We start from the raw sequence: 14,040 nt of genomic DNA, 5'->3' as shown, positions 1-14,040 counted from the left end.
GGATATCTCCTGGTGTAAAAACGTGAAGTTCCGGGTTTGTGCCAACCTGCCACCTTCGGGCGACAGCCCTGTGACACGAACCCGCTTCATAAGGACCGGCCATCATACACTGCGTTTTTGGCCTGTCCTTAACGGTTTTTTTGTCAGGGGAAATGCTATCGAGAGGTTTTCCTCATGATCGATGCGCAGAGGTAACCGTTCGTCAGGCTTGAACAAAGCTTTCAGAAACCACTTTGACAATCATTCTCGTTAACATTAAGATCCATCGCAATTGAGTCACAACCAGCGACGGTTTTCACTTATGTATGTTTGCCTCTGCACTGGCGTCACCGACGGTCAAATCCGCGAAGCGATCTATGAAGGTTGCTGCAGTTATAAGGAAGTCCGTCAGGCCACCGGCGTAGCCAGCCAATGCGGTAAATGTGCCTGCCTTGCCAAGGAAGTGGTCCGCGAAACCCTGACCAAATTGCAATCCGCCCAGGCCGCGATTCCCTACCCTGTAGAATTTACTGCCGCGTAATTAACGTATTTCAAAGAACCGGACTAGATGTCCGGTTTTTTTATGTCTGAAAATCAAACGCTTACGCTCTAGACGCGGAACACAAACATTCTTATTCCGATTAATTTTCATTTAAGTTTCAATAACTTAGGTTTGACACTCTTAATATCGCAGCTCAAACTCTGCCTCATAGACAGCTATTTAGGGCAGGATCCCATCATGAAAGGCGACATTACAGTCATCCAGCATCTCAACAAGATCCTTGCCAATGAGCTGGTCGCGATCAATCAATACTTCCTGCATGCACGTATGTATGAAGATTGGGGCCTGAACAAACTTGGCAAGCACGAATACCACGAATCCATCGACGAGATGAAGCACGCGGACAAGCTGATCAAGCGCATTCTGTTCCTTGAAGGCCTGCCGAACGTCCAGGACCTGGGCAAGCTGCAGATCGGCGAGCACACCCAGGAAATGCTTGAGTGCGACCTGCGTATCGAGCGCACCGGTCATGCGGATCTCAAAGCGGCTATCGCTCATTGCGAAACCGTTGGCGACTTTGGTAGCCGTGAACTGCTTGAAGATATTCTTGAATCCGAAGAAGAACATATCGATTGGCTGGAAACCCAACTGGGCCTGATCGATAAAGTCGGTCTTGAGAACTATCTGCAATCGCAGATGGGCGAAGAGTAAGTTAGCGCCCGCTAAACTCGGAACAATAAAAAGCCCCGCTCTCTTTTAGGAGGCGGGGCTTTTTTATGCCTGTTCTTGCAGGAGCATGGCTTGCCCGCGATGAACGATGACGCGGTGTTCTTGCTGAACCGCGGCGCCTGCATCGTGAGCAAGCTTTGCTCCTGCAAAGAGCTAATCAGGCTTCGGTCTTGCCAGCAGCAGCTTTTTCAACAGCAGCCTTGATGGTGGTTTGCAGCGAACCGTCTGCAGCCATCTCGGTCATGATGTCGCTACCGCCGACCAACTCACCGCCTACCCACAGTTGCGGGAAGGTTGGCCAATTGGCGTATTTTGGCAGGTTGGCGCGGATTTCCGGGTTCTGCAGGATGTCCACGTAAGCAAATTTTTCACCACACGCCATCACGGCCTGCGCGGCTTTCGCGGAGAAGCCACACTGCGGGGCATTCGGCGAGCCTTTCATGTAAAGCAGAATGGTGTTGTTAGCAATCTGCTCTTTAATCGTTTCGATGATATCCATGGAGCACCTCGGCTGAACTTTCCGACTCAGGGGTCGGCACGGTGGCGCATTGTAACGGAAACCCGAGCACCCTGCTCGGTCTCCCCGACAGACTTGATCAAGCCGCCGCCACGGTCACTGGCACACCGTTCAACGCCGCATTGCCCGACAACTCATCGAGCAGGCATTCGTCGGTCAGGTCATTGGCGCTGGAGCCCGGCTGACCACTGGCAATGGTCATCTGCACGCCTGGCCGCGCATGGCCCCAACCGTGCGGAAGGCTGACCACGCCTTTCATCATATCCAGACTGCCAAGCACTTCAACTTCGATCTCACCGACCCGCGAACTGACCCGCACGCGCTGCCCGTCGCTCAGCCCACGGCTGGCCAGGTCATCCGGGTGCATCAGCAATTGATGACGCGGCTTGCCCTTCACCAGGCGGTGATAGTTATGCATCCACGAGTTGTTGCTGCGCACATGACGGCGGCCAATCATCAGCAACTCATCGACCGCGGGAGCTTGCAAGGCCGCAAAGCGCGCCAGGTCGGCAAGGATCGCTGGCGGCGCAGCCTGGACGCGCTGGTTTTCGGTTTTCAGGCGAGGCGCCAGGTTGGATTTCAGCGCACCGAGGTCGACGCCATGCGGGTGATCGAACAAGGTCGCCAGCGACAATTTCTGCTGCGAAGCATCGCCATACAACCCCATCCGCAAGCCACGATCGATCATCTGCGCTGGCGGGATCGTCGGTTTCAGTTCCTTGCCGGTCTTTGCCACAAAGGCCTTGGCCAGCCCAACGAAGATCTCCCAGTCATGCAACGCACCTTCAGGTTTGGGCAGGATCGCGCGATTGAACCGAGTGACGTTACGCACCGCAAACATATTGAATGTCGTGTCGTAATGATCGTTTTCCAGGGCCGATGTCGACGGCAGGATCAGATCGGCATAACGCGTGGTTTCATTGATGTACAGGTCGACGCTGACCATGAACTCCAAACCGTCCAGCGCCTGTTCCAGTTGTCGGCCATTGGGCGTCGACAGCACCGGATTACCCGCCACGGTAATCAGCGCGCGGACCTGCCCTTCCCCTTCGGTAAGCATCTCTTCGGCCAGCGCCGACACCGGCAGTTCTCCCCCATACTCAGGACGCCCGGAGACCCGGCTCTGCCACAGATTGAAATGCCCACCGGAAGTGGACGCCACCAGATCCACCGCAGGTTCGGTGCACAACGCCCCTCCTACACGATCGAGATTACCGGTGACCAGGTTAATCAGTTGCACAACCCAATGACACAAGGTCCCGAACGCCTGGGTCGAGACACCCATGCGGCCGTAACAGACCGCTGTCGGCGCCGCCGCAAAGTCCCGCGCCAGTTGGCGGATCTGTTCGGCGGGTACCGCGCACAGCGGGCTCATGGCCTCAGCGGTGAAATTCGCGACCGCCTCCCGCACCTCGTCCAGACCGTCCACCGTCAAATGACTGTCGCGGGTCAGACCTTCAGCGAACAAGGTATTGAGCAGTCCGAACAACAATGCCGCATCGCCACCGGGGCGCACGAACAGATGCTGGTCGGCAATCGCCGCGGTCTCGCTGCGGCGTGGATCGACCACTACCACTTTGCCGCCGCGGGCCTGAATCGCCTTCAAGCGCTTCTCCACATCCGGCACAGTCATGATGCTGCCGTTGGAGGCCAGCGGATTGCCGCCGAGGATCAGCATGAAATCGGTGTGATCGATGTCCGGAATCGGCAACAGCAAACCGTGGCCGTACATCAAATGGCTGGTCAGGTGATGGGGCAATTGGTCGACCGAGGTCGCGGAAAACCGGTTGCGGGTTTTCAACAGGCCGAGAAAGTAATTGCTGTGGGTCATCAGCCCATAGTTGTGCACGCTGGGGTTGCCTTGATAGACCGCCACGGAATTCTGTCCGTGACGCTCCTGAATCGCCGCCAGACGTTCGGCTACAAGGTTGAAGGCGTCTTCCCACTCGATGGGTTGCCATTCACTGCCGACCCGCAGCATCGGCTGACGCAGACGATCCGGATCGTTCTGGATATCTTGCAAGGCGACAGCCTTGGGGCAGATATGCCCGCGGCTGAAGGTATCCTGAGCGTCACCCTTGATCGACGTGATCTGTACCGCGCCTTCAACCTCGGTGGTTTCGATGGTCAAGCCGCAGATGGCTTCGCACAAGTGGCACGCACGGTGATGGAGAGTCTTGGTCATGGCCAGTCTCTGTCTTGTTCTGGGCGGGCAATATCGGCCGCGGGAACAAAACTATGGCGCCTGATCCACTGCTGCGCCAGCGACGTTCGTCTTGTGAATCGGCGGCCATCAGGCCAGCCGATGACCGTTGAGGATCAGTTCGGCGGCAGCCTCGGCGGCGCCTGCAACTGGATCTCCTGGATGGTTTCGATCTGTTCTTGAGCGAGATGAACACCGGTGAGTTCGCCGATCAGCCGCCAGTGCTCGTCGAGCCCGGTGCTGATGGTTGCCATGCGGTCGATCATCCGCCGGCCGGCGGCCTTGGTGACTTCGTCTTCACTGCGCATCAACTCGAAGGACATCGAGGTCATGGACGCGGTGAGGTGGGTTAGTGAGCGAGCCGTGAGGCCGAGTAATTCCATTAACTGTCGTTCTTTCGAATCCATTCCGAAGGCTCCCTGCGTCATTCGTGCGTTAGTTATAACCCGCCACTTTGCTTTAGCAAATGTTTCAGACCAGACACATCCCTCAATCCTGAGTGCAAATGTTTCGAATGACAGGTCAGAAACCGACCGTTGCTATGCCGTCCCCGCCCCGTTTGATTGCAAAGCCCCGTGACCCCAGTGTACAAATGACGGGCTGCTGTCAGGAAACAGGCTTCAAAAGCGCTACTGCGGTCATCCCGTAGCCCCTCTGAAATCCCCTAAAAACCGTAGCCCTATTGGTAAGACGCGACATTTAATTATAAGATCGCGCCTTCCCCTATTTCGTCGCCCCGTGCGGCTTACGCCGCAGGTCTCGCCCGTTTTTCAGTTAAACAAGGCTTTGAGTATCTGCGGTCTGTTGCAAAAAGGTAGTCAATGATGAGCGCAAGGCACTTTCTCTCCCTGATGGATTGCACGCCCGAAGAGCTGGTCAGCGTGATCCGTCGAGGCGTTGAGCTCAAAGACCTGCGTAACCGCGGCGTACTGTTCGAGCCTCTGAAAAACCGCGTGCTCGGGATGATTTTCGAGAAGTCCTCGACCCGCACCCGTATTTCGTTCGAAGCCGGAATGATCCAGCTCGGTGGCCAGGCGATCTTCCTGTCGCCGCGCGACACCCAACTGGGCCGTGGCGAGCCGATCGGCGACTGCGCGATCGTCATGTCGAGCATGCTCGACGCCGTGATGATCCGTACCTTTGCCCACAGCACCCTGACCGAATTCGCCGCCAACTCCCGCGTGCCCGTGATCAACGGCCTGTCCGATGATCTGCACCCGTGCCAGTTGCTCGCCGACATGCAGACGTTCCTCGAACACCGCGGTTCGATCCAGGGCAAAACCGTGGCCTGGATCGGCGACGGCAACAACATGTGCAACAGCTATATAGAAGCGGCGATCCAGTTCGACTTCCAGTTGCGCATCGCTTGCCCGGAAGGCTTTGAACCCAACCCGGAGTTCGTGGCCAAAGCCGGCGATCGTGTCACCATCGTCCGCGATCCGAAGGATGCCGTACGTGGCGCCCACCTGGTCAGCACCGACGTCTGGACCTCCATGGGCCAGGAAGAGGAAACCGCCAAGCGCCTGAAGCTGTTCGCGCCGTTCCAGGTCAACCGCGCCCTGCTCGACCTGGCCGCACCGGACGTGCTGTTCATGCACTGCCTGCCGGCCCACCGTGGCGAAGAGATCAGCGTCGACCTGCTCGATGACCCGCGCTCCGTCGCATGGGATCAAGCCGAAAACCGTCTTCACGCACAAAAGGCCTTGCTCGAGTTTCTCGTCGAACCGGCGTATCACCACGCATGAGCCATCCATTACTGCTGAACCTGCGTAACCTCGCCTGCGGTTATCAAGACCAGCGCGTCGTACAAAACCTCAACCTGCATTTGAATGCCGGCGACATCGGTTGCCTGCTGGGCTCTTCGGGTTGCGGCAAAACCACCACGCTGCGGGCGATTGCCGGTTTCGAACCGGTGCACGAAGGTGAAATCCAGCTGGCGGGCGAGACAATCTCCCGCGCCGGTTTCACCCTCGCCCCGGAGAAGCGCCGGATCGGCATGGTGTTCCAGGATTACGCACTGTTTCCGCATTTAAGCGTCGCCGAGAACATTGCCTTCGGGATCCGCAAGCACCCGCAAAAGGATCGCGTCACCGAAGAGTTGCTGGAACTGGTCAACCTGAAAAACCTCGGCAAGCGCTTCCCGCATGAGTTGTCCGGTGGTCAACAACAGCGCGTCGCACTGGCCCGCGCCCTGGCACCGGAACCACAATTGCTGCTGCTCGACGAACCCTTTTCCAACCTTGATGGCGAGCTGCGACGCAAGCTCAGCCATGAGGTGCGCGATATTCTCAAGGCCCGTGGCACCAGCGCAATTCTGGTAACGCATGACCAGGAAGAAGCCTTCGCGGTGAGTGATCATGTGGGGGTTTTCAAGGAAGGTCGCCTGGAGCAGTGGGATACGCCCTACAACCTGTATCACGAACCGCTGACGCCGTTTGTCGCCAGCTTCATCGGTCAGGGCTATTTCATTCGCGGTCAGTTGAGCAGCCCCGAGTCGGTGCAGACCGAACTGGGTGAGTTACGCGGTAATCGTGCCTACACCTGGCCGGTGGGCGGTGCGGTGGATGTCTTGCTGCGTCCGGACGACATCGTTTATGCACCGGACAGCACGCTGAAGGCGCTGATTGTCGGCAAGTCTTTCCAGGGTGCGTCCACTTTGTATCGCTTGCAATTGCCGACCGGCGCGCAACTGGAATCGATTTTCCCGAGCCATGCCGATCATCAGGTGGGTTCAGAGGTTGGCATTCGTGTCGCAGCTGAACATCTGGTGCTGTTCCAGGCCACCGGCAGCATCGCGGCGCAGATTCCGCTCGTCGAATCCGGCGTTCGGCGCTACAGCGGCGCCCACTGACACTCCCGCCTCTGTAGGAGCATCAACCCAGCATCAGCGTTCCGCTCGCAACGAGCGTCGCATTCCCGCCGATTTTCACCCGATCCCCTTCCAGTCGGCAGAACAACTCCCCGCCTTGAGCCGAGCACTGACAAGCCGTCAGGCTCGACTTGCCCAAACGTTTCGACCAGCACGGGATCAGGCTGCAATGGGTTGAACCGGTCACCCATTCCACACCTGGCGCGCGTTCGACATCCCGCCCACTTGCGACGAAGCTCGCGTCAGGCGCGACCGATATCAGCGAACTTTGCCTGGGTATGTTCGGCCAGCACCGCGGGCGCCAATTCGACTTCCAGGCCACGTCGCCCCGCGCTGACAAAAATGCTGGCGAAGGGCTGCGCCGAATTATCGATAAAGGTGCGCAAGCGCTTTTTCTGTCCCAACGGACTGATGCCGCCCAACAGGTAACCGGTGGATCGTTGCGCAGCTGCGGGATCGGCCATTTCGACTTTTTTCACCCCGGCCGCATGCGCAAGGCCCTTTAAGTCCAGACTTCCGACGACCGGCACCACAGCCACCAACAATTCACCTTTCTCGCTGGCCGCCAGCAAGGTCTTGAACACCTGCGCCGGATCCAGCCCCAGCTTCTCCGCGGCCTCCAGACCGTAGGACGCGGCCTTCGGATCATGTTCGTAACTGTGCACGCGATGTTCGGCACGAACTTTTTTCAACAAATCCAATGCGGGGGTCATGACAGCTCCAGACTGGGCGGCAGTAGAAAAATACTGCGCTGGATTCTAGGCCATTGATCAACAAAACGCTCTATTGCGGCGCTATTTCAAAGGCTCGGCCGTGTCGCATGCCGTTCGTCCACCTTCGGCCAGCCGCGTGAACGATGCGGTCATTCATGTGACTAATAGTTCGATTGTGACCGATGGTTCACTTTCGACCTTTGACAGCAGCGTTTCTTGTCTATATTTTTTCGAATCTGAATACTGTACGAATGTTCCTATCGCAGCACCCAGCAGTAGGCCGAGAACAGGATGGGGATCCTGCCTCGGTGAAAATCGCGCTTTGACCATGATGCAAAAGCGCCAGACAACAACAAAAATGAGGTTTTCAATGACAACTGCTTTACAACAACCGTCGCTCTCAAGCCAATGCATGGCCGAATTCCTGGGCACTGCGCTGCTGATATTTTTTGGTACAGGTTGTGTTGCCGCGCTCAAGGTCGCGGGTGCCAGCTTTGGCCTTTGGGAAATCAGCATCATCTGGGGGGTCGGCGTGAGTATGGCGATCTACCTGACCGCCGGCGTTTCCGGGGCTCATCTCAATCCTGCCGTCAGCATTGCCCTGAGCATTTTCGCTGACTTCGAAAAGCGCAAACTGCCTTTTTATATCCTCGCCCAGATCGCAGGCGCCTTCTGTGGAGCGTTGTTGGTTTACACGCTGTACAGCAATTTATTCTTCGATTACGAACAAACACACCATATGGTTCGTGGTACTCAGGCCAGCCTCGAATTGGCGTCGGTGTTTTCCACCTTCCCCAACCCGGTCTTGTCCACGGCTCAAGCCTTCCTCGTCGAAGTGATCATCACTGCCATCCTGATGGGCGTGATCATGTCCCTGACCGACGACAACAATGGCTTGCCAAAGGGTCCGCTCGCTCCGCTGCTGATCGGCCTGCTGATTGCCGTAATTGGCAGTTCGATGGGGCCGCTGACCGGTTTTGCGATGAACCCGGCGCGCGACTTCGGTCCTAAACTGATGACTTTCTTCGCTGGCTGGGGTGAAATTTCCTTCACCGGCGGGCGCGATATCCCGTATTTCCTGATTCCGATTTTTGCACCGATTGTCGGTGCCTGCCTCGGTGCTGCAGCATATCGCGGGTTGATTGCCCGCCATCTGCCCAGCGCCCTGCCTGCTACAAAGGACGCAGCACCGGCCATTGACGGCAAACCAAGAACTTCTTGATACCGTTGGCGTGTGATCCTGCCCATCAGATCACGCGCCGGACCTCACTCCCTTTTTTCGTCCAAGGCAATCGACATGACCGACATTCAGAATAAGAACTACATCATTGCCCTCGATCAGGGTACGACCAGCTCCCGCGCGATCATTTTCGACCGCGACGCGAATGTGGTCTGCACCGCCCAGCGCGAATTCGCACAGCATTACCCGCAAGCCGGCTGGGTTGAACACGACCCGATGGAAATCTTCGCCACCCAAAGCGCGGTGATGGTCGAGGCCCTGGCACAAGCCGGTCTGCATCACGACCAGGTTGCCGCCATCGGCATCACCAACCAGCGCGAAACCACCGTGGTCTGGGACAAGACCACCGGGCGGCCGATCTACAACGCGATCGTCTGGCAGTGCCGCCGCAGCACCGAGATCTGCCAGCAGCTCAAGCGCGACGGTCACGAGCAATACATCAGCGAAACCACCGGCCTGGTCACCGACCCGTACTTCTCCGGCACCAAGCTCAAGTGGATCCTCGACAACGTCGAAGGCAGCCGCGAACGCGCGCGCAAAGGCGAACTGTTGTTCGGCACCATCGACAGCTGGCTGATCTGGAAATTTACCGGCGGCAAGGTGCACGTCACCGACTACACCAACGCCTCGCGCACCATGCTCTTCAACATCCACACGCTTGAGTGGGACGCGAAGATGCTGGAAGTGCTGGATATTCCGCGCGAGATGCTGCCGGAAGTTAAATCCTCGTCCGAAATCTATGGCCATACCAAAAGCGGCATCGCCATCGGTGGCATCGCGGGTGACCAGCAAGCAGCCCTGTTCGGTCAGATGTGCGTCGAGCCAGGCCAGGCGAAAAACACCTACGGCACCGGCTGCTTCCTGCTGATGAACACCGGCGAAAAAGCAGTGAAATCCAAGCACGGCATGTTGACCACCATCGCTTGCGGCCCGCGCGGCGAAGTGGCTTACGCGCTGGAAGGTGCCGTGTTCAACGGTGGTTCCACTGTTCAATGGCTGCGTGATGAACTGAAAATCATCAACGACGCCCACGACACCGAATACTTCGCCAACAAGGTCAAGGACAGCAACGGCGTGTACCTGGTGCCCGCCTTCACCGGTCTGGGCGCTCCGTACTGGGATCCGTATGCCCGCGGCGCATTGTTCGGCCTGACTCGCGGCGTACGCGTGGATCACATCATTCGGGCAGCCTTGGAGTCGATTGCCTACCAGACCCGCGACGTTCTCGACGCCATGCAACAGGACTCCGGCGAACGCTTGAAATCCCTGCGCGTCGACGGCGGCGCAGTCGCGAACAACTTCCTGATGCAGTTCCAGGCCGACATCCTCGGTACTCAGGTCGAGCGTCCGCAAATGCGCGAAACCACCGCACTCGGTGCAGCTTACCTGGCCGGTCTGGCGTGTGGCTTCTGGGGCAGCCTGGACGAGTTGCGCGGCAAGGCAGTGATCGAGCGCGAATTCGAACCGACCCTGGAGGAAGCCGCGAAGGAAAAACTCTACGCCGGCTGGAAAAAAGCCGTCAGCCGCACCCGCGACTGGGAACCGCATGAAGGCGCTGAATAAGCCGAGGTGAGTACTCGTATCTGTATGTAACTGGCAGGGAGCGGATTCCTGCGGCATCATGGGCAAATTTTTGCACGGCAGCCCAAAGGAAGCCCCATGAATCTGCCTCCCCGTCAGCAGCAAATCCTCGAACTGGTCCGCGAACGCGGGTACGTCAGCATCGAGGAAATGGCTACGCTGTTCGTCGTTACACCGCAAACCATCCGCCGCGATATCAATCAGCTCGCGGAAGCTAACTTGTTACGTCGCTACCACGGCGGTGCAGCCTACGATTCCAGCGTCGAAAACACCGCCTACGCCATGCGTGCCGATCAAATGCGCGATGAAAAGCAGCGTATCGGCGAAGCCATTGCGGCTCAAATCCCGGATCACGCCTCGCTGTTCATCAACATCGGCACCACCACCGAATCCATCGCCCGGGCGTTGCTCAATCACAATCACCTGAAAATCATCACCAACAACCTGCATGTGGCATCAATGCTCAGCGCCAAGGACGACTTCGATGTCCTGCTGACCGGCGGCAACGTGCGGCGCGACGGTGGCGTGGTCGGTCAGGCCAGTGTCGACTTCATTAACCAGTTCAAGGTTGATTTCGCCCTGGTCGGCATCAGCGGTATCGATGAAGACGGCAGCCTGCTGGACTTCGACTATCAGGAAGTTCGGGTGTCCCAGGCGATCATCGCCAATGCCCGGAAGGTGATACTGGCGGCTGACTCCAGCAAATTCGGGCGCAACGCCATGATTCGCCTGGGGCCGATCAGCTTGATCGATTGCCTGGTGACCGATCAGCAACCTGTGCCGGCGTTGGCGCAGTTGTTGAGTCAGCACAAGATTCGGCTAGAAGTCGTGTAAGCACATCGGTCCCTTGTGGCGAGGGGGCTTGCCCCCGTTGGGCCGCGAAGCGGCCCCAAAACCATTCACAGCCAAACCCTCAGTTAAACATCGCAACCCGCTCTGCGACTGCTGCGCAGTCGAACGGGGGCAAGCCCCCTCGCCACAAAACCACCTCTAAATGTTCGAAAATTTTCCTTTCACGGCCCTTCGATCAGTATTTTCAATCGAAGTTAACTGGCTGTGGGCGACTTTATGGGCTACCATTTTCGCAAATGAACATTAATGTTCGAATTCCAATACCGAAAATCATAAAAGCCCGAGGCTAGCCGATGCCCACTTCTACCTTGCCTACGCCCCCTCTCGCTGAGATCTACGATATCGCCGTCATCGGTGGCGGGATCAATGGCGTGGGGATCGCAGCGGATGCCGCCGGTCGCGGTCTTTCGGTGTTTCTATGCGAAAAGGACGACCTGGCCAGCCACACCTCCTCAGCCAGCAGCAAGCTGATCCACGGTGGCCTGCGTTACCTCGAACATTACGAATTCCGCCTGGTGCGCGAAGCCCTGGCCGAACGCGAAGTGCTGCTGGCCAAGGCCCCGCACATCGTCAAGCAGATGCGCTTCGTGCTGCCGCACCGTCCGCACCTGCGTCCGGCCTGGATGATCCGCGCCGGTCTGTTCCTTTATGACCACCTCGGCAAACGGGAAAAACTCGAAGGTTCGAAAAGCCTGAAGTTCGGCCCGGAAAGCCCGCTGAAAAGCGAAATCACCAAAGGCTTCGAATACTCCGATTGCTGGGTCGACGATGCTCGTCTGGTGGTGCTGAACGCCATGGCCGCCCGCGAAAAAGGCGCCCACGTTCACACCCAGACTCGCTGCGTCAGCGCCCGTCGCACCAAGGGCATGTGGCACCTGCATCTGGAACGCGCCGATGGCAGTCTGTTCTCGATCCGCGCCAAGGCACTGGTAAACGCCGCCGGCCCTTGGGTCGCCAAGTTCATTCGTGACGACCTGAAGATGGAATCGCCGTACGGCATCCGCCTGATTCAGGGCAGCCACCTGATCGTGCCGAAACTGTACGAAGGCGAACACGCGCACATTCTGCAAAACGAAGACCAGCGCATCGTGTTCACCATTCCGTACCTGAACCACTTCACCCTCATCGGCACCACCGACCGCGAATACACCGGCGATCCGGCTGCAGTGGCGATCACCGAAGGCGAAACCGATTACCTGTTGAAAGTGGTCAACTCTCATTTCAAGAAACGCATCAGCCGCGACGACATCCTGCACAGCTATTCCGGCGTTCGCCCGCTGTGTAACGACGAATCCGATAACCCGTCGGCCGTCACCCGCGACTACACCCTGGCACTGTCGGGTACCGGCGAAGAAGCGCCGCTGTTGTCGGTGTTCGGCGGCAAGCTGACCACCTACCGCAAACTGGCCGAGTCGGCGCTGGCGCAACTGGCCCCGTACTTCAAGGACATCAAGCCGAGCTGGACCGCCAGCGCTACCTTGCCGGGCGGCGAAGACATGACCACCCCGCAAGCCTTGTGCGCCTTGATCCGTGACAAGTTCGACTGGGTGCCGACCGAAATCGCCCGCCGCTGGGCCACCACCTACGGTAGCCGCACCTGGCGCATGCTCGAAGGCGTGCAAAACCTCGGCGATATGGGCGAACACATCGGCGGCGGGCTCTACACCCGTGAAGTCGATTACCTGTGCAGCGAAGAATGGGCGACCACCGCGCACGACATCCTGTGGCGCCGCAGCAAGCTGGGCTTGTTCACCACGCCGGAGGAACAGCAGAAACTGGCGGATTATATGAGCAAGGTCGAGCAGAACCGCAGCAAGATCGAAGCGGCCTGATCCCTGATCCGCTTAAACGAAAGCCCCTGAATCTCACGATTCAGGGGCTTTTTTTGTACGTGTGCTTACTGCGCTAGATGCAGCAACAGGAAATCAATGAACGCCCTCGATTTGTGGGGCAAATGCGGGCTGTTGGGGAACACCACGTTGACTGACTGAGAGGGCAGCGAATAGTCGGGCAACAACCGAATCAGCCGCTCACTGGCGATGTCGTCCTTGACCACCTAGGCGGGCAGCACCGAGACGCCTAGCGATGACAACGTCATGGAGCGGATAGCCGTGGAAGAATTGGATTCAAACTGATTGATCCCATTGATCTCGACAGCCCCCAATTGCGGATGGCGCAACGACCACTGGGTCGGTGCCTGCAGGTTGCTGTTGGCGATCCACGGCACCGAATTCAGGTCCTGAGGATTGCGCACCGGGTGACGAGCAAGAAACGTCTCGGTCGCCACCAGCACAATTTCATAATCCGCCAGTTTACGGCTCTTGAAAGCCGAGTCCGCCAAGTTGCCTAAACGGATAACCAGGTCTAACTTTTCCGCCACCAGATCATTGAGTGACGAGTTGAAGTTATAACAGAGTTTGATTTCCGGATAGCGTTCTATGAATTTCGGTATCAACGGAAGAATATAGGCCTCGCCGTATTCACTGGTGGAACTGAAGCGCAACTTTCCGGACACCCGATCATGCCCTTTTAATACATTATCGAAGGCGTTATCGATGTCCGCGACAATACCTTTGAACTCTTCATAAAAGTCCTGGCCGATTTCGGTGAGGGATATATTTCGAGTATTGCGAATCAACAACGTCGCTGACAGCACGTCCTCCAGGGCCTTGACATGCAGACTGGCCATGGCCTTGCTGATGCTCAGGTAATTGGCCGCCTTGGTGTAAGAACCAAAATCGACCACGGCCAGGAATGTCTGGACCCGATTAAGATGAGTGTGCATAGCAATAAGGCTCACTGTTAAATCCCGTCAAACATTGTTTCAAGGATAGTCGTATCGACAGTTCAAGTCC

12 protein-coding genes and 2 pseudogenes are annotated in these 14,040 nt (G+C 57.6%); 8 read left to right on the top strand and 6 right to left on the bottom strand.

The genetic code is table 11. The annotated features are described in order from the left end of the window. The first annotated feature begins 301 nt into the window (after positions 1-301). A complete protein-coding gene (locus tag ACQ4OB_RS12590; RefSeq protein ID WP_008155585.1) occupies positions 302-520 on the top strand; it encodes a bacterioferritin-associated ferredoxin in 219 nt (72 codons plus the stop codon). 198 nt (positions 521-718) lie between these two features. After that, a complete protein-coding gene (gene bfr / locus ACQ4OB_RS12585) occupies positions 719-1,192 on the top strand; it encodes a bacterioferritin (protein WP_074874034.1) in 474 nt (157 codons plus the stop codon). Between the two features lie 175 nt (positions 1,193-1,367). Here bfr and grxD read toward each other — a convergent pair whose 3' ends face one another. From grxD to ACQ4OB_RS12570, 3 genes are all read right to left on the bottom strand, one after another. After that, positions 1,368-1,709 (bottom strand): Grx4 family monothiol glutaredoxin, encoded by a 342-nt coding sequence (gene grxD / locus ACQ4OB_RS12580; RefSeq protein ID WP_074874033.1) that lies wholly within the window; start codon positions 1,707-1,709, stop codon positions 1,368-1,370. 97 nt (positions 1,710-1,806) lie between these two features. Further along, the gene (locus tag ACQ4OB_RS12575) at positions 1,807-3,912 is read right to left on the bottom strand and encodes a molybdopterin oxidoreductase family protein (RefSeq protein ID WP_430955772.1); all 2,106 of its coding nucleotides are present in this window, start codon (positions 3,910-3,912) and stop codon (positions 1,807-1,809) included. 134 nt (positions 3,913-4,046) lie between these two features. Next, entirely contained in the window at positions 4,047-4,337 is a 291-nt protein-coding gene (locus ACQ4OB_RS12570) for a hypothetical protein (protein ID WP_074874031.1), read from the bottom strand. A gap of 417 nt (positions 4,338-4,754) precedes the next feature. Here ACQ4OB_RS12570 and argF point away from each other — a divergent pair, with 417 nt between their 5' ends. Beyond that, the gene (gene argF / locus ACQ4OB_RS12565; RefSeq protein WP_074874030.1) at positions 4,755-5,675 is read left to right on the top strand and encodes an ornithine carbamoyltransferase; all 921 of its coding nucleotides are present in this window, start codon (positions 4,755-4,757) and stop codon (positions 5,673-5,675) included. After that, on the top strand, positions 5,672-6,781 hold the full coding sequence (locus ACQ4OB_RS12560) for an ABC transporter ATP-binding protein (protein ID WP_074874029.1): 1,110 nt from the start codon (positions 5,672-5,674) through the stop codon (positions 6,779-6,781). The genes argF and ACQ4OB_RS12560 overlap by 4 nt, the downstream gene beginning before the upstream one ends. A 22-nt stretch (positions 6,782-6,803) precedes the next feature. Here ACQ4OB_RS12560 and ACQ4OB_RS12555 read toward each other — a convergent pair. Both ACQ4OB_RS12555 and ybaK read right to left on the bottom strand, forming a co-directional pair. Continuing rightward, positions 6,804-6,986, bottom strand: a pseudogene (locus ACQ4OB_RS12555) (isomerase); the annotation flags it as partial. Positions 6,987-7,041: 55 nt separating this feature from the next. Beyond that, positions 7,042-7,512: a Cys-tRNA(Pro) deacylase gene (ybaK, locus tag ACQ4OB_RS12550; RefSeq protein ID WP_007971306.1), complete on the bottom strand. Its 471-nt coding sequence runs from the start codon at positions 7,510-7,512 to the stop codon at positions 7,042-7,044. A 370-nt stretch (positions 7,513-7,882) separates the two neighbouring features. On the opposite strand from ybaK, the gene ACQ4OB_RS12545 reads away from it, so the two are divergent. From ACQ4OB_RS12545 to glpD, 4 genes are all read left to right on the top strand, one after another. Continuing rightward, a complete protein-coding gene (locus ACQ4OB_RS12545) occupies positions 7,883-8,734 on the top strand; it encodes an MIP/aquaporin family protein (protein WP_074874028.1) in 852 nt (283 codons plus the stop codon). Between the two features lie 75 nt (positions 8,735-8,809). Then, positions 8,810-10,315, top strand: coding sequence for a glycerol kinase GlpK (gene glpK / locus ACQ4OB_RS12540; RefSeq protein WP_430955771.1), 1,506 nt, complete (start codon positions 8,810-8,812; stop codon positions 10,313-10,315). Positions 10,316-10,411: 96 nt separating this feature from the next. Beyond that, entirely contained in the window at positions 10,412-11,167 is a 756-nt protein-coding gene (locus ACQ4OB_RS12535; RefSeq protein WP_027922833.1) for a DeoR/GlpR family transcriptional regulator, read from the top strand. Between the two features lie 311 nt (positions 11,168-11,478). Continuing rightward, complete coding sequence (glpD, locus tag ACQ4OB_RS12530) at positions 11,479-13,017, top strand: glycerol-3-phosphate dehydrogenase (protein ID WP_430955770.1); 1,539 nt, start codon at positions 11,479-11,481, stop codon at positions 13,015-13,017. Between the two features lie 65 nt (positions 13,018-13,082). On the opposite strand, the pseudogene ACQ4OB_RS12525 reads toward glpD, so the two are convergent. Beyond that, positions 13,083-13,970, bottom strand: a pseudogene (locus ACQ4OB_RS12525) (LysR family transcriptional regulator). Positions 13,971-14,040: the final 70 nt, after the last annotated feature.

The organism is Pseudomonas sp. ES4 (assembly GCF_050586665.1).
In the GTDB taxonomy this organism is placed as follows: domain Bacteria; phylum Pseudomonadota; class Gammaproteobacteria; order Pseudomonadales; family Pseudomonadaceae; genus Aquipseudomonas; species Aquipseudomonas frederiksbergensis.
This window is presented reverse-complemented; position numbering and strand designations above follow the sequence as displayed.